The organism is Aeromonas popoffii (assembly GCF_037818705.1).
Classification (GTDB): domain Bacteria; phylum Pseudomonadota; class Gammaproteobacteria; order Enterobacterales; family Aeromonadaceae; genus Aeromonas; species Aeromonas popoffii.
In genome coordinates this window covers 1,292,392-1,313,362 of record NZ_CP149129.1, presented here as the reverse complement: position 1 = coordinate 1,313,362, position 20,971 = coordinate 1,292,392, and the positions used below count along the sequence as shown (strand labels likewise).

The 20,971-nt window shown below is 62.7% G+C and carries 19 protein-coding genes; 12 read left to right on the top strand and 7 right to left on the bottom strand.

Features of this window, described 5'->3' with window-relative positions; translation table 11 throughout:
• Nucleotides 1-105 precede the first annotated feature (105 nt).
• Complete coding sequence (locus WJM78_RS06310) at nt 106-552, top strand: C40 family peptidase (RefSeq protein ID WP_264305689.1); 447 nt, start codon at nt 106-108, stop codon at nt 550-552.
• Between the two features lie 64 nt (nt 553-616).
• Here WJM78_RS06310 and WJM78_RS06305 read toward each other — a convergent pair whose 3' ends face one another.
• On the bottom strand, nt 617-910 hold the full coding sequence (locus WJM78_RS06305; protein WP_108536134.1) for a hypothetical protein: 294 nt from the start codon (nt 908-910) through the stop codon (nt 617-619).
• 213 nt (nt 911-1,123) lie between these two features.
• On the opposite strand from WJM78_RS06305, the gene WJM78_RS06300 reads away from it, so the two are divergent.
• From WJM78_RS06300 to WJM78_RS06285, 4 genes are read left to right on the top strand one after another with little or no spacing between them, the layout of a single operon-like run.
• On the top strand, nt 1,124-2,557 hold the full coding sequence (locus WJM78_RS06300; RefSeq protein ID WP_339014498.1) for a coniferyl aldehyde dehydrogenase: 1,434 nt from the start codon (nt 1,124-1,126) through the stop codon (nt 2,555-2,557).
• Nucleotides 2,558-2,575: 18 nt separating this feature from the next.
• A complete protein-coding gene (locus WJM78_RS06295) occupies nt 2,576-3,178 on the top strand; it encodes a TetR/AcrR family transcriptional regulator (RefSeq protein ID WP_042036864.1) in 603 nt (200 codons plus the stop codon).
• Entirely contained in the window at nt 3,159-3,677 is a 519-nt protein-coding gene (locus WJM78_RS06290) for a hypothetical protein (RefSeq protein WP_339014495.1), read from the top strand. Before WJM78_RS06295 ends, WJM78_RS06290 begins: the two co-directional genes overlap by 20 nt.
• An 18-nt stretch (nt 3,678-3,695) precedes the next feature.
• Complete coding sequence (locus WJM78_RS06285) at nt 3,696-4,880, top strand: iron-containing alcohol dehydrogenase (protein WP_339014492.1); 1,185 nt, start codon at nt 3,696-3,698, stop codon at nt 4,878-4,880.
• Nucleotides 4,881-4,916: 36 nt separating this feature from the next.
• Here WJM78_RS06285 and WJM78_RS22800 read toward each other — a convergent pair whose 3' ends face one another.
• Both WJM78_RS22800 and cysM read right to left on the bottom strand, forming a co-directional pair.
• Nucleotides 4,917-5,066 carry a hypothetical protein gene (locus WJM78_RS22800; protein WP_422388456.1) on the bottom strand — a complete coding sequence of 50 codons (150 nt, stop codon included), beginning with the start codon at nt 5,064-5,066 and terminating at the stop codon, nt 4,917-4,919.
• A 98-nt stretch (nt 5,067-5,164) separates the two neighbouring features.
• Nucleotides 5,165-6,079: a cysteine synthase CysM gene (cysM, locus tag WJM78_RS06275; protein ID WP_212512461.1), complete on the bottom strand. Its 915-nt coding sequence runs from the start codon at nt 6,077-6,079 to the stop codon at nt 5,165-5,167.
• Between the two features lie 134 nt (nt 6,080-6,213).
• Between cysM and WJM78_RS06270 the strand changes: the two genes are divergently transcribed.
• From WJM78_RS06270 to WJM78_RS06245, 6 genes are all read left to right on the top strand, one after another.
• Nucleotides 6,214-6,471, top strand: a complete 258-nt coding sequence (locus WJM78_RS06270) for a GNAT family N-acetyltransferase (RefSeq protein WP_042036857.1) — start codon at nt 6,214-6,216, stop codon at nt 6,469-6,471.
• Nucleotides 6,461-7,081 (top strand): nucleotidyltransferase family protein, encoded by a 621-nt coding sequence (locus WJM78_RS06265; RefSeq protein WP_422388435.1) that lies wholly within the window; start codon nt 6,461-6,463, stop codon nt 7,079-7,081. Before WJM78_RS06270 ends, WJM78_RS06265 begins: the two co-directional genes overlap by 11 nt.
• A gap of 70 nt (nt 7,082-7,151) precedes the next feature.
• Nucleotides 7,152-8,975, top strand: a complete 1,824-nt coding sequence (locus WJM78_RS06260; RefSeq protein WP_339014488.1) for a SulP family inorganic anion transporter — start codon at nt 7,152-7,154, stop codon at nt 8,973-8,975.
• A 134-nt stretch (nt 8,976-9,109) separates the two neighbouring features.
• The gene (locus tag WJM78_RS06255) at nt 9,110-10,471 is read left to right on the top strand and encodes an MATE family efflux transporter (protein ID WP_042036853.1); all 1,362 of its coding nucleotides are present in this window, start codon (nt 9,110-9,112) and stop codon (nt 10,469-10,471) included.
• Nucleotides 10,468-11,058: a hypothetical protein gene (locus tag WJM78_RS06250; RefSeq protein WP_042036849.1), complete on the top strand. Its 591-nt coding sequence runs from the start codon at nt 10,468-10,470 to the stop codon at nt 11,056-11,058. The genes WJM78_RS06255 and WJM78_RS06250 overlap by 4 nt, the downstream gene beginning before the upstream one ends.
• 286 nt (nt 11,059-11,344) lie before the next feature.
• A complete protein-coding gene (locus WJM78_RS06245; RefSeq protein WP_108536732.1) occupies nt 11,345-11,560 on the top strand; it encodes a YdcH family protein in 216 nt (71 codons plus the stop codon).
• A 194-nt stretch (nt 11,561-11,754) separates the two neighbouring features.
• Here the strand turns inward: WJM78_RS06245 and nifJ are convergent, their stop codons facing one another.
• On the bottom strand, nt 11,755-15,330 hold the full coding sequence (gene nifJ / locus WJM78_RS06240) for a pyruvate:ferredoxin (flavodoxin) oxidoreductase (protein ID WP_339014481.1): 3,576 nt from the start codon (nt 15,328-15,330) through the stop codon (nt 11,755-11,757).
• Entirely contained in the window at nt 15,327-16,973 is a 1,647-nt protein-coding gene (locus tag WJM78_RS06235) for an NAD(P)-binding protein (protein WP_339014478.1), read from the bottom strand. The genes nifJ and WJM78_RS06235 overlap by 4 nt, the downstream gene beginning before the upstream one ends.
• Nucleotides 16,974-17,376: 403 nt before the next feature.
• On the opposite strand from WJM78_RS06235, the gene WJM78_RS06230 reads away from it, so the two are divergent.
• A complete protein-coding gene (locus WJM78_RS06230; RefSeq protein WP_339014475.1) occupies nt 17,377-19,185 on the top strand; it encodes an MOSC N-terminal beta barrel domain-containing protein in 1,809 nt (602 codons plus the stop codon).
• Between the two features lie 62 nt (nt 19,186-19,247).
• Here the strand turns inward: WJM78_RS06230 and htpX are convergent, their stop codons facing one another.
• Both htpX and bioD read right to left on the bottom strand, forming a co-directional pair.
• On the bottom strand, nt 19,248-20,120 hold the full coding sequence (gene htpX, locus WJM78_RS06225; RefSeq protein ID WP_042036839.1) for a protease HtpX: 873 nt from the start codon (nt 20,118-20,120) through the stop codon (nt 19,248-19,250).
• 114 nt (nt 20,121-20,234) lie between these two features.
• On the bottom strand, nt 20,235-20,915 hold the full coding sequence (gene bioD / locus WJM78_RS06220; protein ID WP_042036838.1) for a dethiobiotin synthase: 681 nt from the start codon (nt 20,913-20,915) through the stop codon (nt 20,235-20,237).
• Nucleotides 20,916-20,971 lie beyond the last annotated feature (56 nt).

Below are 20,971 nucleotides of genomic sequence, written 5' to 3'. Positions count from 1 at the left end.
CTATGTCCTTGCTGGATGCTCAGGTGCTGTTGATTGCCAGCAAGGCTATGTTCGAGCCCCAAACCCCGTTTATGATGAGCGGGTCACCTGATCGAAGGAGCCCCCATGCATTGCAAGTTACTGCTGCCCCTGCTGGCCCTGTTGCTGGCCGCCTGTTCCAGCACGCCCGAACCACCACCACCCCGTCAGAGCAGTGCCTTCGACGGCTTCTACCAGCAATGGCGCGGCGTGCCCTATCGCATGGGCGGATCCAGCAGGGCCGGGCTCGACTGCTCCGCCTTCACCCAGCTTGCCTATCAGCAGGTGCTCGGCTTCAACCTGCCCAGAACCACTGAATCCCAGGCTAGCCTGGGCACGCCGGTCGATCGCTACCGGTTGCAGCACGGGGATTTGGTCTTTTTCAAGACCGGCTGGCAGCAATACCATGTCGGCGTCTACACAGGGGCCGGGGAGTTTATCCACGCCTCCACCAGCAAGGGGGTGATCCGCTCGCGCCTCGATAATGTCTACTGGAACAGCCGCTACTGGCAGGCTCGCCGCCTGACGCAATGAGCCACGCCGCCACAAGCATTGAGAAGGGCCCGTCACGGGCCCTTCTCAATGCTTGTTTCTGTGCTCAGCGCTTGCGATGCCAGCGCGGCGAGGTGGCTTTCTCGCCCCAGGGGGTGACGCACGGCAACAAGGCCCCCTCGATCACCACATCGCTACTGGCCAGCGCCTCGGCAATCTTCTGATGCAGCACCTGTAGCAGGCGCCCCTCCTGCTCGGCCAGGGAGTGGCCTGCGGCAAAGAACTCGCGCTGGTGTTGCAGTGCCAGCTTCTGGGCAAATTCATAGGTGTTGAAACAATCCGGCATCCGCTCAACCACATCATCAAGCCGGGCCAACAAGCTGTTCAGTTCCTTGGTCATGTCGCTCATTCCTTGTAGGTTGATGGCCAAAAACTACCCCTAATTGGATAAGTCACCAACCACCAAATCTCGAAACTGTGGTGGGTCGCACAGTTCACAGGTGAGTCATCCGCGACCCTATGCTAAGCCAGATGGCAAAACTTTACAGCCGATTAATAAGCCGCTAGATTTAGACCGACCAATCAGTCGGTCAATTAACGCACGAGGTATGCCATGGAAGCGGTTCAGTTGCAGGAGAACACCACAGACAAGCTGTCGCTACCAGGCAAGCTGGACAGGCTCAGACAGGCTTGTCAGGCCAATCCCATGCCAGGTCTGAGCGAGCGCAGAGCCCATTTGAGCCAGCTCAAACGCGCCCTGCTGGCCTACAAGCAGCCGCTGTGTGACGCCCTGGCCCTGGATTATGGCCAGCGTAGCGACTACGACAGCTTGATCGCCGACATACTCCCCTGCGTCATGCAGATCAACTACACCCAGCGGCGGATCAAGCGCTGGATGCGCCCGCACCGCCGTCACACGGGACTGCTGCTGGCCCCGGCCAGGGTCGAGGTGTTCTATCAACCACTCGGGGTAGTCGGCATCATAGTGCCGTGGAACTTCCCCGTGATGCTGAGCCTGGGCCCCCTCATCAGCGCCATCGCCGCCGGCAACCGGGCCATGCTCAAACTCTCCGAATTCACCCCTCACACCAACGCCGTGCTGCGCACCTTGCTGGACCAGGTGTTTGATGAGAATGAGGTCACCGTGGTCGAGGGTGATGCCCAGATGGCTGCCGCGTTCAGTGCACTCCCGTTCGATCACCTACTGTTCACCGGCTCGACCGCGGTGGGCAAGCTGGTAATGGCTGCCGCGGCTCCCCAGCTCACCCCGATCACCCTGGAGCTCGGTGGCAAGAGTCCCTGCCTCATCGCCCCTGACATGCCCATAGCGCTCGCGGTGGAGCGGATGATCTTCGGCAAGAGCCTCAACGCCGGCCAGATCTGCGTGGCCCCCGACTATGTGCTGCTGCCACGGGGCCAGGAACATGCCTTTATCGAGGCCTACCGCAACCACTTCGCTCGCCTCTATCCCCAAGGGCTGGGGAGCCCGGATTACGGCTCCATCATCAATGCACGCCAGTATGAACGACTCACCGGCTGGCTGGCCGAGGCCGAACAGGCAGGTGCGCAAGTGCACCCCTGCGGCAACCCGGCCCGGGACGACGTCGCTCACCGGCTGATGCCCCACCTGCTGACCGAGGTGCCCAACCACTGCCAGCTGATGCAGCAGGAGATCTTCGGCCCCCTGTTACCCTTGGTGCCCTACGACAGCCTGGACGAGGCGCTCGCCTACATAGCCGCCCGCCCGCGCCCCCTCGCCTTCTATCTGATGAGCCTGGATCCGGCACTGCAGGCCAGGGTGACCCGGGAGACCCACTCAGGCGGCATGGCCATCAACGAGAGTCTGTTCCAGGTGGCAGCCGATGACGTGCCATTTGGCGGTATCGGCGCCTCCGGCATGGGGCACTACCACGGCCACGAAGGCTTTCTCACCTTCTCCAAGGCGAAAACCGTGTTGAGCCGTGGCAGGTTCAGCACAGGCTCCCTGGTTCATCCCCCTTATCGGCGCTGGCACCAGCGGCTGATGATGGCGCTGTTTTTGCGCTGACGTGCGCCGGAGCCCTGCATGCAAAAAACCATGACCGACAAACGCCGCCAGATCCTGGATGCCGCCCTCGCCCTGTGCGCCGAGGACGGTCTGCAGGGGGCCGCCACCGCCCGCATCGCCAAGGCGGCAGGGGTGGCCAACGGCACCTTGTTTCACCATTTTCCGAGTAAGGAGGCGCTGATCCTCCAGCTCTATCAGGACATCAAGCAGCGGATGGGGGCAGCCATCAGTGAAGCCGACCCCGCTCTTCCCCTGCGCGAGCAGACCCACCACTACTGGCAGCTGGCGATGGGGTGGATGCAGGCACACCCCAACGAACTCAAATTCGTACTGGGCTTCTTTCACTCCCCCCTGCTGGCCAGACCGGCCCGTAGCCAGATCTTGAACGATGCCCTGCGCTTTCTGCCCGCCCTGCTGGCAAAAGGGCAGGCAAGCGGCGAGCTGATGCAGGCTCCCGCCCCACTGTTGCTGGAGGTGTGTCAGGGCCAGTTTCTCGCCTGCGCATCACTGTTTGTCGATCAGCCGGCGCTGGGACAGGACGACTACTGGCAAGCCAGTGCCTTCGCCCTCTTCTGGTCAGCCATCTCAGGAGCCAATCCCCATGCAAACACGGATGTTTGAATCTGCGGCCGCCCTTGGCCGCCGCCTCTGGATAGCCACTCTGCTCTGGGTCATAGGGCGTACCCTCTGCCGCGCCGCCCGGGTCGATGAGGCGGTGCGACAAGAGCTCGCCCCTCTGCCCGACGGCCTCACCATACGACTGGAGGTGGCAGGCCTCACCCAGGCGCTGATCATCCATAAGGCAGCGGGCAACTGGCAGTGCGGCGCACAGCCCCATGCCAGCGGCGATTTGCACCCCCTGCGAGTGCGTTTCAAGCATCAGGGCATCGCCTTTCGCGCCCTCAGCTTTCGGCTCGGGGTCAATCAGGCGTTCAGCGAAAACCGCTTGCTGGTGGAGGGGGACCTGACCGTCGCCATGCATCTGGTGCGGGGGCTTGAGCAGTTGCAGTCCCTGATCCTGCCCGCCTTTATCGCGCGGCCCCTGCTGCGCCACTATCCCGCCCCGACCAACAAACTTGGCCGGGCCTGCAACATCTATCTGGGTCTGGTGACCGGCTAACGCGCAAGGAGCCTTGAAATGAGCCGCTATTACGATTTTTTCTGCCCGGTCAAACTGATGGCGGGTGAACAGGCACTGGAGCAGCTCGCCAGCGAGCTGGCCGGATTGGGCGCGCGTCGTCCGCTACTGCTCACCGACAAGGGGGTCAGCGCCACCGGACTCGCCACCCTGCTGGCCAATGTGCTGGCCGAGGGAGAGTTGCAGGTCGCTGACATCTGGGACGAGATCCCGGCCGACTCCTCCACCGCCGTGGTGGAACGGATCGCAGCCCGTTATCGGGAGCTCAAATGTGACAGCCTGGTAGCGCTGGGGGGCGGCTCCGTCATCGACACCGCCAAAGCAGTCAATATCCTCGCCTCCATGGGCGGGGATCGGCTGCTGGATTACGCTGGCGCAGGCTGCCTGACTCGCCCCCTGCAGCCGCTGGCAGTGGTGCCGACCACGGCGGGCACAGGATCCGAGGTGACACTGGTGGCGGTGATCAAGGATGAGGCGAGCGGGCGCAAGGTGCCCTTTACCTCCCCCTTCCTGCTGCCCCAGCTGGCGGTGCTGGATCCGCGCCTCACCCAGGGCTTGCCCCTCAACATCACAGCAGCCACCGCCATGGATGCCATGACCCACGCCATCGAGGCCTTCATCGGCAACGCCAAGAACCCGGTCAGCGACGCCCTGGCCCTGATGGCGGTGGAGAAAATCGCCAGCGCCCTGCCCCAGGTGCTGCAACATCCGCAGGACAAGCGCCTGCGGCTGCAACTGGCGGAAGGATCCACCCTGGCTGGCATGGCCTTTTCCAACTCCATGGTGGGGCTGGTGCACGCCCTCGGTCATAGTCTGGGGGCCCGCTGCCACCTGCCCCACGGTCTGTGCATGAATCTCTTCCTGCCTACCGTGCTCGACTACAACCGGCCGGGCATAGATGAGGAACTGGCTCGCCTGCTGCTGCCCCTGGTCGGCGCCGAGCGCTTTGCGGCGACCCCGGTTGCAGAGCGGGCACAGGCCAGCATCCAGGCCCTGTGCAGCTTGCGCGATACCCTGTGGCAAGCGGTGAAGCTGCCGCGCACCCTGCGCGAAGCCGGCGTCACCGACAAGGCCCTGCTGTCCGAGATCCGGGATCTCGCCATCAACGACGGTGCCCTGCTCTACAACCGCAAGGATGCCGACCGGACTCAGCTGCTCGGCCTGCTGGAGCTGGCCTGGGAATAACGCGGCTGGCTTGGCCCCGCCTGGCGGGGCCGCTGGCTACCCGCTGATGGTGGCACCGGCGCCATGGTTGTCCTTTCCCTCCGCCGTCTTCTCGCGCCAGATGGACTCCTTGTTGCGGCGGATGGCCTCTTCCCGCTCCTGGTTGCATCGGTGACAAGAGGGCACCGGGTAGCAAACAGCAGACAAAGGGATTCAACCTTGTAAAGGTATTGATTGTGACAAAAGGCAGATCGAGTAGTTATCCAGCAAACTACTGATAAATATCATGTTACTGGCTGGCGTACTCAGCGCATCTCTGCCGGATCCGGCGTAAAGACCCCGGTGGAGAGGTAACGGTCCCCCCGATCACAGATGATGACCACCACCACCCCCCGCTTGATCTCTGCCGCCACCCGCAGGGCACCGGCCACGGCGCCGCCCGAGCTGACCCCGCAGCAGATCCCCTCCTCCCGCGCCAGCCGGCGCATCATGACCAGCGCCTCCTCTTGCGTCACGTCCAGCACCCGATCGACCCTTTGTGGCTCGAAAATGGCGGGCTGATAGGCGGCGGGCCAGCGGCGGATCCCCGGGATCTGGCTCCCCTGTGCCGGTTGCAGGCCAATCACCTGTACCGCCGGGTTCTGCTCCTTCAGATAGCGGGAAACACCCATTATGGTGCCAGTGGTGCCCATGGCCGAGACGAAGTGAGTGACTGCCCCCTCGCTCTGGCGCCAGATCTCGGGGCCGGTCGATTGATAGTGGGCATCCGGGTTGGCCGGGTTGTTGAACTGATCGAGCACCAGCCCCTCACCCCGTGCCTGCATGGCCAGCGCCAGATCCCGCGCGGCTTCCATGCCGTCCTCCACCAGCACCAGCTCGGCCCCATAGGCCTGCATGGCATCGCGTCGCTCCTGGCTCATGGTGCGCGGCATGATGAGCCGCATCCGGTAGCCCCGCGCCGCCGCCACCATGGCCAAGGCGATACCGGTGTTGCCGGAAGTCGCCTCGATGAGCCGGGCCCCCGGCTGCAAGCGACCGCTCGCTTCGGCGCTCTTGATGAGGTTCAGCGCCGGCCTGTCCTTGACCGAACCGGCGGGATTGTTGCCCTCCAGCTTCACAAGCAGGGTGACCTCGGGCCAGGGATTGATGCGGCGCAGCGCCAGCAGGGGGGTATTGCCAATCAGATCTTCCAGTGTGGCGAAGGCCATAACGGGATCCATCCTCTGTTAACTGTTCTATACCTTGGCTAGCGGGTATGCACCCGGTCGGGCTCGCAGTGTAAGCGAGCCCGCGCAGTTGGCAAAGGGCTGCCAACGTGGTCAGATAACCCCATTCCCCGTATCGAGGAGCAAGCATGAGCGAGATCATTCATCAGGCCAACCAGCAACAATTCATCTGCGTGGTGGACGGCAAGGAGTCCAGGCTGCGTTACCGGCGGCTCGATGCCAAGACCATTGATGCCTACAGCACCTTCGTCCCGCCGGAGCTCAGGGTACAGGGCATCGCCGATCAGCTGGCACGCACCTTCTACCGCTGGACCCAGGCGGAGGGGCTCACCATAGTACCCAGTTGCAGCTACATAGATGTCTGGCTGCGCCGCAATGCAGGTTGACGCCCAGACGCGTCAGGGTACGCAAGACGCACAAGATCGCCAAAGCGCGCAAGAGGCCCACTTGCAAGCGCAGACCGAAACCCTGCTGCGAGCCGATGACCAGCGCATGGCCTGCCTGCACGCCGCCGCCGAGCTGGCACTGCCCGACTGGGCGCTGGGGGCCGGCTTTATCCGCAATCTCATCTGGGATCATCTGCACTGTAAATCGGTGCCTACCCCGCTCAACGATATCGATCTTATCTATCTGGATCGCGGTGATCCGCAAGGGCTGAACGAAGCAGATCATGAGGCCTGGCTGGCCACCAGGGTGCCGGGCCAACGCTGGGAAGTACGCAATCAGGCCCGTATGCACCAACGCCAGCGGGTTCCCCCCTTTACCAGTAGCCTGGAGGCCCTCAGCCACTGGGTGGAGGTGCCCACCTGCATCGGGGTCCGATTGCGGTCAGACGGCGCGTTCGAGTGGCTAGCCCCCTATGGCTTTGCCCACCACTGGTCGTTGCAGGTGAGCCCCAACCCGAGGTGCAAGCAGGATAGCCAGGTGTTTGTGCAACGCATCCAGGAAAAACAGTGGCAGACCCTCTGGCCTGACTTGGTGGTGAACTGGCCATAACCTGATTGCAATGTTTCGACAAGCTTGGGCACACTAGGGAAAAGCAGTTTGTAACTCAATGGGTTAAATAATGCGCGACTTCTTCTCACTCGAACGCTGGCTACCGGGCCTCGCCACCCTGCTGCAATACCAGCGGGCCTGGCTGATACCGGATGTGCGCGCTGGCCTGTCGGTCGCAGCCGTGGCGCTGCCCGTGGCCATCGCCTATGCCGAACTCGCCGGTGTGGGCCCCCTGGTCGGCCTCTACTCCTGCATCTTGCCCATGCTGGTCTACGCCCTGTTTGGCACTTCCCGCCAGCTTATCGTCGGACCGGACGCCGCCACCTGCGCCGTGATCGCCGCTGTGGTCACCCCGCTCGCCGCCGGCGATGCCACCCGCCACTGGCAACTGGTGATGACAATGACCGCCATGACAGGTTTATGGTGTCTCATCGCCAGCCGCTTCAAGCTGGGGGTGCTGGCGGACTTTCTCTCCCGCCCCATCCTGATGGGGCTGCTCAACGGCGTGGCCATCACCATCATAGTGGGTCAGTTCTCCAAGATCTTCGGCTTCACCTTCAGCGATCGCAACCTCATAGAGCAGATCGCGGGCGGTGCCAGCTATATTACCCAGACCCATCTGCCGACCATGGCCATGAGCCTGACCACCTTGCTCACCCTGCTGTTGGCCAAGCGCTACAAACCGGCCTGGCCCTCCTCCATGGTAGCCATGGTGGTGACGGCAGCCCTGGTGTGGGGGCTCAATCTAGACCAGTTTGGCATCGCTACTCTCGGTGCCATCGGCTCGGGTATGCCCGTCTTCCAGTTGCCGGACTTTCCCCCGGGCCTGATGCGCGAGCTGGTGCTGCCGGCGCTCAACCTTGCCATGGTGAGCTTCGTCTCCATGATGCTCACTGCCCGCAGTTTTGCCGCCAAGAACGGCTACGATATTGATGCGGACAAGGAATTTCGGGCTCTCGGCCTGGCTAACCTGGCGGCAGCCGCCTCCCAGGGCTTTGCCATCAGCGGGGCAGGTTCGCGCACCGCAGTCAACGACGCTAACGGCGGCAAGAGTCAGCTGGTCTCCATCATCGCCGCCGCCGCCATCGCGCTGGTCACCTTCTACCTGACGGCGCCACTGCAATACATACCCACGGCCGCCCTCGGCGTTGTGCTGGTGATGGCGTCGCTCTCGCTCACCGATTTTCGCGGCCTGTGGGCCCTGCGCTACTCCGACAGGGCCGCCTTCTGGCTGGCGCTGATCTCCTTTATCAGCGTGCTGGCCATGGGGGTGATCCCGGGGATCACCCTCGCCGTGCTGCTGGGTCTGTTCCAGTTCCTGCGCAACGTGATGCGCCCCACCGACCAGTTGCTCGGCATGGATGACAAGGGGGTGGTACGCACCCTGAGGGACAACGAGCAGGTCAAGGCCATTCCCGGCATCCTGGTCTATCGCTTCAACTCGCCGCTCACCTACTTCAACGCCCCCTACTTCAAGCGGCGGGTGCTGGTGCTGCTGGTGCAGGATCCCCACAACCCCAAATGCCTGGTGGTGGATGCGGTGGCCTCTTTCACCCATCAGGACATCAGCGTGATGAGCATGATCGGGGAGCTGCACAAGGATCTGAAACGGCGCGGCATCAAGATGGTAATGGCCGGTCGTCACGGCCAGATGAGCCAGTGGCTCAAACAGGCCGGGATCCGGGTGGGCGACGAGGGCATCATCCTCTGCCCCGACATCTATCAGGCGCTGCGCATGACCCGCTGCTACCGGGAGCCTGTGTTCAAGGATGATGCCGTGGTGGAGAGCACCACGGATGCCATTCTCTCCCACTGGCCCCAGGATGATGCGCTGCCGGACTCGGCGCGGCTCACCCTCCCCTCTGAGCAGGAAGCAGGCGCCACCCCGGCCTGATCGGTCGCCAGACTCTCCCCGGGAGGGTCTGGCGCACGCTCCTCTCAGGGCAGGATTGCACCCTGCGGACTCTTGGTGTTAAATGCCCGTCCAGATGGCGCTGACGAGGGCCATTACTCGTATTTGGACACCCCATGCAAACTCAATCCCACGCGGGCCCGGGCACTCTCTTCTCCCTGACCTGGCCGCTGTTTATCGATCTCGCCCTGCACTTTTTGACCGGGGCCCTCAACACCTTCATGGTGGGCCACGTCTCCTATCAGGGCGTGGCGGCACTGGCAGTCGGCAACCAGGTGTTCGATCTGGCCATCACCTTGTTCAGCTTCGTCAGCATAGGCACCAGCGTGGTGATCACCCAGTATCTGGGAGCTGGCGATCGGGAAAAAGCGCGCATCGTCATCCACACCGCCATCGGCTTCAACCTGCTGGTGGGGCTGGTGGCTGCGGTCGGCGTGCTCGCTGGCGCCAGCACCATGCTCTCCCTGATGAACCTGCCCGCCCACCTGATGGGCGATGCCACTCTTTATCTGCAGATCATCGGCCTGTGCCTGCTGCCGGAGGCGGCAGCCCTCTGTCTGGCCGCCACCCTGCGCGCCCACGGCCATACCCGTCAGGCCATGTACGTGACCCTGATCGTCAACCTCATCACCTTCGTCGGCAACCTGCTGCTGCTCTACGGCTGGTTTGGCCTGCCCCAGCTGGGAGTGGCCGGGGTCGCCATCAGCACGGTGGCAGGTCGCATCGTCGGCGTGGTGCTGCTGGTGTGGCTGGTGGCGCGCAAGACCGGCATCCGCTTGCGTCTACCCGAGATTGTCCGCCCCAGCAAGGTCATGCTGGACAAGGTGCTGCACATAGGCCTGCCAGCCGCGGGGGAGAACCTCTCCTGGATGTTGCAGTTCATGGTGGTCACCGCCTTCGTCGGCCTGCTCGGCGACAAGGCACTAGCGACCCAGTCCTACTTCTTCCAGATCTGCCTGTTCATCCTGCTGTTCGGCCTCTCCATCGGCCTGGGTAACGAGATCATCATCGGCCATCTGGCGGGGGCACGCCGCTTCGAGCAGGCCTATAACCAGCTGATGAAGAGCCTCAAACTCGGCCTCATCGTCACGACCCTGATCGCCATCGCCGCCGCCCTCAATGGCCGCGCCATCATCAGCCTGTTCACCGATGATCCGGACATCATCACCCAGGTGGCCCAGCTGTTTCTCATCAGCCTTATCCTCGAACCCGGCCGCACCTTCAATCTGGTGGTGATCAACGCCCTGCGTGCCACCGGGGATGCCCGTTTCCCGCTCTACATGGCGCTCGTCTCCATGTGGGGGATTGCCGTTCCGCTCGCCTATTTCCTTGGTATCATGCAGGGTTATGGACTGGTCGGCATCTGGTTGGCGCTCGCCTGCGATGAGTGGGTGCGCGGTCTGGCCATGTTCTGGCGCTGGCGCAGTCGTCGCTGGCAAAACAAAATTCTTGTTGAAACAAAAGCGGAATCACAATGAAGAAAATCGGACTCTTGTTGGCGGCCATCCTGCTCAGCCCGTTGGCCATGGCACAAACCGCGCCCGCAGCCCCCAAGGCGCAGGCCTCCAAAATCTGGTATGTGGCGCCCATTGCCATCGACGAGACGAGCGAAGCCCAGAAGGCGCTGACCAAAGATTTTACAGCCCAGATGATCAAGACCATCAAGATCAACGAATACCAGACCGGCAAAGCGCTCGGCAAGACCAAGGATCCCAAGTGGCTGATCCGCACCAAGTTGATGCCTGTCAGCACAGAGCCGCTGGTCGGCAAAAAGCACCCGCAGGGTCTCTCCTACGGCCAAGGCATCCCTACCCAGGAAATCGTCGGCGAGCTCATCATGAACGGCACCCTGGTGGCGCATGTCGGCCAGGGCTGGCGTGAGCCCATAGTGCCGGGCACCCCTGTGGCCGAGAAGATCACCATAGCCAACTATCAGTACGCCATCGGCGATGAAGCCAAGGCGCCGGATCTGGAAGAGCTGGCGGCGCAGATAGGCTTTGAAGTGGGCAAGGTGATCGCCCGCGATGGCAAGCCGCTGCCCGAGAAGAAAAAGAAAAAAGAGTAAACGCCACACCTGTTCGCAAGAAGGGGCCCCGCGCCCCTTCTTACTGCCCGCTTGCCAGCCCGCCGCCGTCATCAAACCGTCACAACTGTGATCGAGATTCCAGTTTTAAGCTCATAACCTTACTTACAAATCGCTTATCAGCTTGTGATTCAATGAGTTAAAAAACACCCTCCCCATGCAGCAAATCATTGGTCCCGAATTCGATCCGGATCACATTTATCTGTGGGGGGAAGGGGTACTTTTGTTTTGAAGGCACAATCAAACGAAACCAAGGAGGCTTCATTACATGTTCCCAGAGTACAGAGAGCTCATCTCGAAACTGAAGAGCAGTGATGTCCATTTCCAGAAGAAGTTTGACTTGCACAACGACCTGGATGCGGAGATTAGAAAGTTGGAAAAGCATCACGCCAGCGACTACAGCTCCGAGGTGAAGGATCTGAAAAAACAGAAACTCAAACTGAAAGAGGAGATATACGACATCCTCAAACAACATCCACACTAGACGCCTTGACGAATACCCGGATAAGCAATTTATCCCTCCAGCCCGGCTCAAAGCCGGGCTTTTTATCGCCCGCAGACCAGGGGACCCTGGTCATCTGCTGCTTTGTAACCATCCCCTTATCCCGCTTGTGCCTCTTTTCCCGATAAGAAAAGCGGGCCATTGGCCCGCTTGGTTATATTTCACCCACCCCATCCTCACACCGGCGGATGGAAATGGCTGGCCTCGCGGGTGGCCATCTCCTCGTAGGTGGCCCACTTCTGCCAGGCCACTTTTTGCGCCACCTGCATCAGCCGCTCGGCCTCCTCCGGGTGGCTCTGGGCAAGTACCCGGTAGCGGTTCTCCTCTGCCCTGTACTCGGCGAGCGGAATGGAGGGGCGCAGGCTGTCGAGGCTGAAGGGGTTCTGCCCCAAACTGCGCAGTACCGGGTTGTAGCGCAGCAGCGGCCAGTGGCCCGAGTCCACCGCCCGTTTCTGCTGGGTCAGGCCAAACTCCATATCGATGCCGTGAGCGATACAGTGGCTGTAGGCGATGATAAGCGACGGGCCCGGATAGGCCTCAGCCTCACGCAACGCTTGCAGCGCCTGCTGCGGGTTGGCACCAAAGGCGATGCGGGCCACGTAGACGTTGCCGTAGGAGATGGCCTGCAACGCCACATCCTTCTTGGCCTGCGTCTTGCCCCCCGCCGCGAACTTGGCAACGGCACCGAGCGGCGTCGATTTCGACATCTGGCCGCCGGTGTTGGAGTAGACCTCGGTATCCATCACCAGCACGTTCACATCCCGCCCGGAGGCGAGCACATGATCGAGCCCCGCCGAGCCGATGTCATAGGCCCAGCCGTCGCCGCCGACGATCCAGACCGAGCGGCGTACCAGCTGATCAATCAAGGAGAGCAGCTCGCGGGCTTGCCCCGAGTTCACCTCCTCCAGCCGTTCGCGCACTTGGGCCACCCGGCCCCGCTGGGCGCGGATCTCCGACTCCAGCCGCTGCGGGGCGCTGATAAGCGACTCGACCAGCGCCTCCCCCAGCTCCCCCTTCATCGCCTTGAGGGCGGCCACCGCCTGACCGTGATGCTGATCGGCGGTGAGACGAAAACCAAAGCCAAACTCGGCGTTGTCCTCGAACAATGAGTTCGACCAGGCAGGCCCCTTCCCTTCCGCGTTCTTGGCCCACGGCGTGGTCGGCAGGTTGCCGCCATAGATGGAGGAGCAACCGGTGGCGTTGGCCACCAGCATGCGATCGCCAAACAGCTGGGTCAGCAGCTTGAGATATGGCGTCTCGCCACAACCGGCGCAGGCACCGGAGAACTCGAACAGGGGTTCGAGGAACTGGGCACCGCGCACGGTGGAGAAGTCCACCCGCTCGCGGGCAGGCCAGGGCAGGCTTTCGAACCAGCGCAGCGCCTGTTTCTGACCGGCCAGATGCGGCGCCTTGTCCAGCATGGTGATGGCGCGCGTGCCTTCATGTTCCTCATCAGCCCCGGCCCGCACCGGGCAGGCCTGCACGCACTGACCGCAGCCGGTGCAATCCTCCGGATAGAGTTGCAAGGTGTAGCGGCTGTCGGGGAAGCCCTTGGCGGTAACGGGCACCGACTGGGCCGCCTCGGGGGCAGTCGCCAGCCAGTCCTGATGGTAGAACTTGGCCCGCAGCGCCGCATGGGGGCAGACAAAGACACAGTTGCCGCACTGGATGCAGATATCGGAGTGCCAGATAGGGATCTCGCGGGCGATATCCCGCTTCTCGAAGCGGCTGGTGGCAGTGGGGTAAGTGCCATCCACCGGCAGCATGGAGACGGGAATGAGATCGCCGCGCCCCGCCAGCATCTCACCAGTGACCCGCTGGACAAACTCGCTGCCACCCGGTGCCAGTGGCAAGGGGTAGTCGCTGATCTGCTCCTCACCGGCCGGGATCGCCACCTTGCAGAGGTGAGCCAGGGTATCGTCCACCGCGGCGAAGTTGCGCGCCACCACCTCGGGCCCCTTGCGGGCATAGCTCTTCTCGATGCTCTCCTTGATAAGGGCAATGGCCTCATCCCGTGGTAACACCCCGGACAGCGCGAAGAAACAGGTCTGCATAATGGTGTTGATGCGATTGCCCATGCCGTTTTGCTCGGCCACCCGATCGCCATCGATGCAGTAGAGCTGGATATTGAGGGCGCGAATGCGAGCGCGCAGCCGCTCGGGCAGCTGGCCCCACACCTTGTCAGCCTCATAGGGGGCATTGAGCAGCAGGGTCGCCCCTTCGGCGGCATGCTCCAGCAAGTCCACCGACTCGGTGAAGCTCCACTGGTGGCAGCCGATAAAGCCCGCCTGCTCGATAAGCCAGGGGGCATCGATGGGCTCGGGGCCAAAGCGCAGGTGGGAGACGGTGCGCGAGCCCGACTTCTTGGAGTCGTAAACGAAGTAGCCCTGGGCGTGGAAGCCCTCCAGCTCGCCGATGATCTTGATGCTGTTCTTGTTGGCACCGACCGTGCCGTCGGCGCCGAGGCCAAAGAACAGCGCCCGCACCCGGCTGGCAGGCTCCAGATCGCCGATGGGGTGCCAGGCCAGACTGAGGCCCGACACGTCATCGACAATCCCCACGGTAAAGCGCGGGCGCGGCGCATCGGATGCCAGCTCCTCAAACACAGCCGCGCACATAGCGGGGGTGAACTCTTTGGAAGAGAGACCATAACGGCCGCCGCTGAGCCACGGCAGCCGCTTGATAAGACCGCGCTGCAAACCGTCGATCAGCGCACTCTGCACATCCAGCAGCAGCGGCTCGCCCCCTGCGCCCGGCTCCTTGGTGCGATCCAGCACAGCAATGCGGCGCACGCTCACGGGCAGGGCATCGAGCAGCGCCTGTACCGGGAAGGGGCGATAGAGGCGCACAACCAAGACCCCGGTCTTGCGATCCTGCCGGTTGAGCCAATCCACAGTGGTGCGGGCGGTGGCCGCCCCCGAGCCCATCAGCACGATGACGTCGGTGGCATCGGTTGCGCCGTGGTACTCCACCAGCCGGTAGTGGCGGCCGGTCAGCTCGCCGAGCTTGTCCATGCACTGCTGCACCCGCACCGGCACCGCTTCGTAGAAGGGGTTGACGCTCTCGCGGGACTGGAAATAGGTGTCCGGGTTCTGGGCCGTGCCGCGCATCACCGGATGATCCGGGTTGAGCGCCCGGGCCCTGTGAGCCCGAACCCAGTCGTTGTCGATCAGCGCCCGGATTTCATCCCGATGCAGGGCCGTGATCTTGTTCACCTCGTGGGAGGTGCGAAAGCCGTCGAAGAAGTGGATAAAGGGCACCCGGCACTGCAGGGTGACACTGTGGGCAACCAGAGCCAGATCCTGCGCCTCCTGCACCGAGCCGGAAGCGAGCATGGCAAAGCCGGTACTGCGCGCCGCCATCACATCCTGATGGTCGCCAAAAATCGACAGCCCCTGCGCCGCCAGTGAGCGGGCCGCTACATGGAACACAGCCGCGGTCAACTCCCCGGCGATCTTGTACATGTTGGGCAGCATCAGCATCAGCCCCTGACTGGCGGTGAAGGTGGTGGCGAGCGCCCCCGCCTGCAGGGCGCCGTGTACCGTACCGGCCGCCCCCCCTTCGCTCTGCATCTCCACCACGGTGGGGATGTTGCCCCACAGGTTGGCCTGCCCCTCGTCTGCCCAGGCGTCGGCCAGTTCGGCCATGGTCGAGCTCGGGGTAATGGGATAGATGGCACACACTTCACTCAGCTGGTACGCCACCCGGGCCGCGGCTTCGTTACCGTCGACCATGATCAGTTCATGTTTCATTGGGACTCCTCGGGTTGGCGCAGCTCGATGGCGTGGCAGGGGCATTGATCGTGGCAGGCGCCGCAACCGGTGCAGCGATCCACATCCACCCGATAGCCGTGGCCAGGCCCCCGCTTTTCGATGGCCTGCTCGGGGCAGCTGCCGTAGCAGCTATCGCACTCGAAGCAGTTACCGCAGGAGTAGCAGCGCGCCGCCTCGTAGCGGGCGGCCGTCTCGTCCAGTCCGCCGATGATCTCGCCAAAGTCGTCCCGCGCCCACGCCGGTTTGACCGGCTGACTGCTGGCAGGCGCGTGGGTCTGGAACCAGAGCTGTAACTGCTGTGGCCCCACCAGCGGGTAGGAGACCATCTTCTGATAGTGGCGACCGCGCAGCCAGGCATCCATATGGCGCGCCGCCTTCTTGCCGTGGCCGGTGGCGATGGTGACGGTACGCTCGGAGGGCACCATGTCGCCGCCGGCAAAGAGGCCGGGGACATCGGTCATGAGATTGTCGGCCACCTGCACAACCCCCTCCTTGTTGACCCGCACGCCGGGAATGCTCTCCAGCACGCTCAAGTCAACCTCCTGACCCAACGCCAGAATGAGGGAGTCCGCTTCCAGGGTTTCAAACTGGCCGGTGGGCACCGGCTTGCCATGCTCATCCAGCGCCATCACCTCCACTTCGATGCTGGTGTTGTCGAGCTGGCGAATGGTGCGCAGCCAGTTGATCTTGATCCCCTCCTCCTCGGCTTCAAGGGCCTCGAAGGCGTGGGCAGGCATATGGTCCCGGTCGCGCCGATAGATGATCATCGCCTCTTCAACGCCAAGACGACGGGCGGTACGGGCCGCATCCATGGCGGTATTGCCGCCGCCGTAGATGGCCACCCGCCGTCCCAGTTTGGGGGGCGGCAAGCCCTGCTCTTCGGCCAGACTCGCCTGTTCGAGGAAACTCACCGCGTCGAGGATCTTGCCCGCCTCCCGGGCCGGAATATCGACCCGCTTGGCCAGATGGGCGCCGATGGCCATAAAAACGGCATCAAAGCCCCCCTCGTCGCGCTCGCGCAGCACATCTTCCACCTTGTGATTGAGGGTGAGGGTGACGCCAGCGGCCAGGATGCGGGCCACCTCTCGATCCAGCACATCGCGGGGCAAACGGTAAGCGGGGATGCCAAAGCGCAGCATGCCACCCGCAAGTGGGCCCGCTTCACGGATCTCCACCTGATGACCGAGCCGGTTGAGGTGCCAGGCGCAAGAGAGGCCAGAGGGACCGGCGCCGATCACCAGCACCTTCTTGCCGCTGGCAGGGGCAGGCGGCGCGGGCAGCCAGCCACGGGCCAGCGCCTCGTCCCCGAGGAAGCGTTCGATGGCGTGAATGGAGACGGCATCATCCACCTGGGCGCGATTGCAGGCGCTCTCGCAGGGGTGATAGCAGACCCGGCCATGGACGGCAGGCAGGGGATTTTCTTCGATCAGGGTCTGCCAGGCCGCTTCAAAGCGGCCCGCTTCGGCCAGGGCAAGCCAGGCCTGGATGTTCTCACCGGCCGGGCAGGCGTGGTTGCAAGGTGGCAGGGCCGGCCGCCAGACGGGTAATCGGGTACGCACCGGGCCTGTTCCCGTTTTCTGGGAGAGATCCGGCTGTGGGGTCATATCCAGTTGTTTGCTCATACATTGCTTTCTTCTTTTTGTGTGACAGGCCCTATCCGATGGCACTTGATACCGTGTAGCCGAAGCGGACGGTGGCCGGATGAGGGAAGAAGCGAAAGCGTTAGAAACTGGGAACTGAGTCGATAATGGCGGCTTTTTTGTACTGACTAGCGAATCAGGATCAAAAAATGTTGCACTTTATGGGGTCTGGAGCCCGAAACGTGACCCCTGTAACATCTTGCCCAATTGAATACAGGATGGCGCTGACCGGTTCGCCGACCGAGGGCAGACAGTATGCCGTCGGCGCCGGATTGCCATATGAGAGCTGCGCCGTGCGGCGACCATGCAGGGATTGCTGCACGGGGCGGGAACCGTTATCTTGCCCCCTCTTCATCTGCACAGGCCACTGCACAAGGACTCGAACATGCCAACACTCGACAGCATTCATCTCTACCCCATCAAATCGACGGCAGGCATGCCACTGACCCGTGCGCAGGTGACCGAAGAGGGACTGGCAGGGGATCGCCGCTACATGGTAGTCAAGCCGGACGGCACCTTTATCACCGCCCGTACCCATCCCCAGCTACAACAAGTCGTCGCCACCCCCATCGAAGGCGGCTTGCAACTGCGCTATCCGGGCTTTAAACCGCTGACCCTGCAAGAGGCCGACTTCAGTCGCACCCCGCAAGCCACCGGGGTCTGGGGCGATCGCTTCACCGCACTGCATACCGACCCAAAAGCCGATGCGTGGTTGAGCAAGGTGGCAGGGGAACCGGTGCAGCTGCTGTGGCTAGGTGAAACCTCTGACCGTTTTCGCGAAAAAACCGGCACCCGGGTCAGCTTTGCCGATGGTTATCCGCTGCTGCTGATAAGCCAAGCCTCCCTTGAGGATCTCAACCTGCGCTCCGATGCCCTGCACCAGATGAGCCAGTTTCGCACCAATCTGGTGGCGAGCGGAACCCAGCCCTTCGAAGAGGACAGCTGGGTGCATATTCGCATCGGCGAGGTAGAGTTTCGGGTCGACAAACCCTGCAGCCGCTGCATCATGACCACGGTGGAAGCGGGCACCGATCGCTTCAATGCCCTGAAAGAGCCGCTGGCGACCCTCACCCGCTACCGCCGTGGCGAGGATGGGGATGTCTATTTCGGCCAGAATCTGGTGGCGCTGAACGAGGGGTGGATCGAAGCGGGCAGTGAGATCGAGGTGCTGGAGCGCACCCGTCCGGTGGTCTACCCCGCCGCCGCACCGAAGAAGCGGGAGCTGGTCTGCGTGGCCCGCGAGCCGCTGGCGCGGGATCTAGAGACCTTCTGGTTCGAGGCGGCCGATGGCGAGCCCCTGCCCGACTACCTGCCGGGCCAGCATCTGCCCATCAGCCTCGATATCAAAAACGAGCGAATTCAACGGCGCTATACCCTGAGCTCCACACCGGCTCAACCGGAGCGTTACAGCATCAGCGTCAAGAAGGTAGAGGGGGGTCGCATCTCCCACTGGCTGCACCAGCAGATGCAGGTGGGTGACCGGCTGCTGGCCGCTAATCCCGCAGGCGAGTTTCACTTGGGCGGCGAGCGCAATCTCCTGTTGCTCTCGGCAGGCTCCGGCGTCACCCCCATGCTGGCGATTGCCCGCACCCTGGCCCTGCGCGGGGAGCTGGAACATGTTCACTTTATGCATCTGTGCCGCAGCGAAGCGGACATTCCCGCCGCCAGCGAACTGCACGCCATGGCGCAGCAGGGCATGACGCTCACCCTGATCCTGAGCCAGCCAGATAGCCACTGGCAGGGGCTGCAAGGGCGACTCAATGATGAGCATCTGCGACGGGTCAAAGGGCTGGCCGGGAGAGAGGTCTTTATCTGCGGTCCCCACGGCTTTATGGCCGATGCCGCAGCCAGAATCGCGGCCCTCGGCGTACCGGCCGCACGGATCCGCCAGGAGAGCTTTGGCGGCGCCATTCTCTCGGTGGCACGCCCTCATCAGGCGGTGCAACTGCGTATCGGCACCCAGGCCTTCACCGGCAACAATCAGGGTACCGTGCTGGATCAGGCCAACAAGCAAGGTGTTGAGCTGCCCTGGAGTTGCCGCGCCGGCATCTGTGGCAGTTGCAAGCAGACGCTGGTTTCCGGTGATGTTGACCACCCGGATGCCCCCGCCATCACAGCTGCTGAGCGGGCCGAGGGCAAGATCCTCACCTGCTGCGCCGTGCCGCTGACCGATCTGGTGATCGGGCAGCGCTAAAGCGCGGACAATAAAAAACGGCTGCCGAGGCAGCCGTTTTTGTTTGGTAGGAACTGGCGAGATCAACCGCGCAAGGCGGCGATGCGCTGCTCGATGGGCGGGTGGCTCATGAACAGTTCGCTCACGGAGCGCTTGCCATTGATGCCAAAGGCCATCATGGCACCTTCCATCTGCGGCTCGGCCCCGCGGGAGAGGCGCTGCAACGCGGCAATCATCTTGTCGCGGCCAGCCAGCTTGGCAGCTCCGGCATCGGCGCGGAACTCACGCTGACGGCTGAACCACATGACGATGATGGAGGCCAGCACGCCGAACAGCATCTCCAGCACGAACACTGTGATCATGTAGGCAAAGCCACCCGAGTTGCTGCTCTCTTCGCTGTTGTTGGAGCTGAAGAAGTTGCTGATGAGACCGGCCACAATACGGGCGAAGAACATCACGAAGGTGTTCACCACCCCCTGGATCAGGGTCAGGGTCACCATATCGCCGTTGGCCACGTGGCTCACCTCGTGAGCCAGCACAGCTTCCGCCTCGTCCCGGCTCATGCTGTAGAGCAGGCCGGAGGAGACAGCGACCAGCGAGTCGTCGCGGCGGGCACCGGTGGCGAACGCATTCATCTCGGGGGAGTCATAGATCCCCACTTCCGGCATCTTGATGCCCGCTTCACGGGCCTGACGGGCCACGGTACTGACCAGCCAGTGCTCGGTCTCGTTGCGGGGTTGCTCGATGACCTGGACGCGATAGCTACGCTTGGCCATCCACTTGGACATGAGCAAGGAGATAAAGGAACCCCCAAAACCGAACACGGCACAAAACATCAACAAACCGGAAATGCTGGACTTGTTGATCCCCAGAACCGAGAACAGGATATTGAGTACCACCCCCAGCACCAGCATGACGGCCAGGTTGGTCACCAGGAACAGCGTAATTCGCTTCATTATTGACTCCTTGTGAGATATGGATGCGTGGCCCCGTACAGCTTCATTACCTGCCGGGACCACACCTGCTCAACATAATATATAGATTCGATGAATGTTCGCTGAATGTCGTCATCAGAGCAGGGGCGAAATGTCGAGACGCCCGCTCAGATCGGCATCGAGTGGATTGTTCACAAAGGGTATCTCACCCAAAAATGGGGCAGGCAGCAAGCCCCTGAGCGTGTCCAGATTCTCCTGGTAGTGGCTCATGGAGCCGTGCAACCGATTGATGACCCAGCCAGCCACCGGCAGGTGGTCGTTGCGAATGGCGGCAAAGGTGAGCAGCGCATGGTTGAGGCAACCCAGCTTGGCCCCCACCACCATGATCACCGGCATGTTCTCCTGCTTGACCCAGTCCGACAGCAGGTACCTGCGATCCAGCGGTAAAAACCACCCCCCGGCCCCCTCCACGACGATGAGCTCGGCACCGGCCTGCTCTATCTGGCGCAAACCATCGGACAAGCCTTTCAGCGTGATGGCCTCACAGGCCTCGCTGGCGGCGATATGGGGCGCGATGGGCGGTTCAAAGGCGAACGGATTGACCAGATCGTAGGGCAAAGGCAGGCTCGCGGCCTCCTGCAACAGCACTGCGTCCAGGTTGCGCAGTCCATCCGGGGTACGGGCACAACCGGCGGAGACCGGCTTGTAACCGGCGCACTGGATGCCGTGGGCGGCAAATTCCAGCAACAGGGTACGGGCGACTACCGTCTTGCCCACATCAGTGTCCGTGCCCGTGATAAAGAAGGATTTAACCATGATAACTCCTCAACACAAATCAGGTGGCTCCCCCTGGTGGGAGCAAGCTCACCTGC

Coding starts and splice junctions, on each gene's coding strand:
- WJM78_RS06310 (WP_264305689.1), top strand. CDS start 106: ATGCATTGCAAGTTACTGCTGCCCCTGCTGGCCCTGTTGCTGGCCGCC.
- WJM78_RS06305 (WP_108536134.1), bottom strand. CDS start 910: ATGACCAAGGAACTGAACAGCTTGTTGGCCCGGCTTGATGATGTGGTT.
- WJM78_RS06300 (WP_339014498.1), top strand. CDS start 1,124: ATGGAAGCGGTTCAGTTGCAGGAGAACACCACAGACAAGCTGTCGCTA.
- WJM78_RS06295 (WP_042036864.1), top strand. CDS start 2,576: ATGCAAAAAACCATGACCGACAAACGCCGCCAGATCCTGGATGCCGCC.
- WJM78_RS06290 (WP_339014495.1), top strand. CDS start 3,159: ATGCAAACACGGATGTTTGAATCTGCGGCCGCCCTTGGCCGCCGCCTC.
- WJM78_RS06285 (WP_339014492.1), top strand. CDS start 3,696: ATGAGCCGCTATTACGATTTTTTCTGCCCGGTCAAACTGATGGCGGGT.
- cysM (WP_212512461.1), bottom strand. CDS start 6,079: ATGGATCCCGTTATGGCCTTCGCCACACTGGAAGATCTGATTGGCAAT.
- WJM78_RS06270 (WP_042036857.1), top strand. CDS start 6,214: ATGAGCGAGATCATTCATCAGGCCAACCAGCAACAATTCATCTGCGTG.
- WJM78_RS06265 (WP_422388435.1), top strand. CDS start 6,461: ATGCAGGTTGACGCCCAGACGCGTCAGGGTACGCAAGACGCACAAGAT.
- WJM78_RS06260 (WP_339014488.1), top strand. CDS start 7,152: ATGCGCGACTTCTTCTCACTCGAACGCTGGCTACCGGGCCTCGCCACC.
- WJM78_RS06255 (WP_042036853.1), top strand. CDS start 9,110: ATGCAAACTCAATCCCACGCGGGCCCGGGCACTCTCTTCTCCCTGACC.
- WJM78_RS06250 (WP_042036849.1), top strand. CDS start 10,468: ATGAAGAAAATCGGACTCTTGTTGGCGGCCATCCTGCTCAGCCCGTTG.
- WJM78_RS06245 (WP_108536732.1), top strand. CDS start 11,345: ATGTTCCCAGAGTACAGAGAGCTCATCTCGAAACTGAAGAGCAGTGAT.
- nifJ (WP_339014481.1), bottom strand. CDS start 15,330: ATGAAACATGAACTGATCATGGTCGACGGTAACGAAGCCGCGGCCCGG.
- WJM78_RS06235 (WP_339014478.1), bottom strand. CDS start 16,973: ATGAGCAAACAACTGGATATGACCCCACAGCCGGATCTCTCCCAGAAA.
- WJM78_RS06230 (WP_339014475.1), top strand. CDS start 17,377: ATGCCAACACTCGACAGCATTCATCTCTACCCCATCAAATCGACGGCA.
- htpX (WP_042036839.1), bottom strand. CDS start 20,120: ATGAAGCGAATTACGCTGTTCCTGGTGACCAACCTGGCCGTCATGCTG.
- bioD (WP_042036838.1), bottom strand. CDS start 20,915: ATGGTTAAATCCTTCTTTATCACGGGCACGGACACTGATGTGGGCAAG.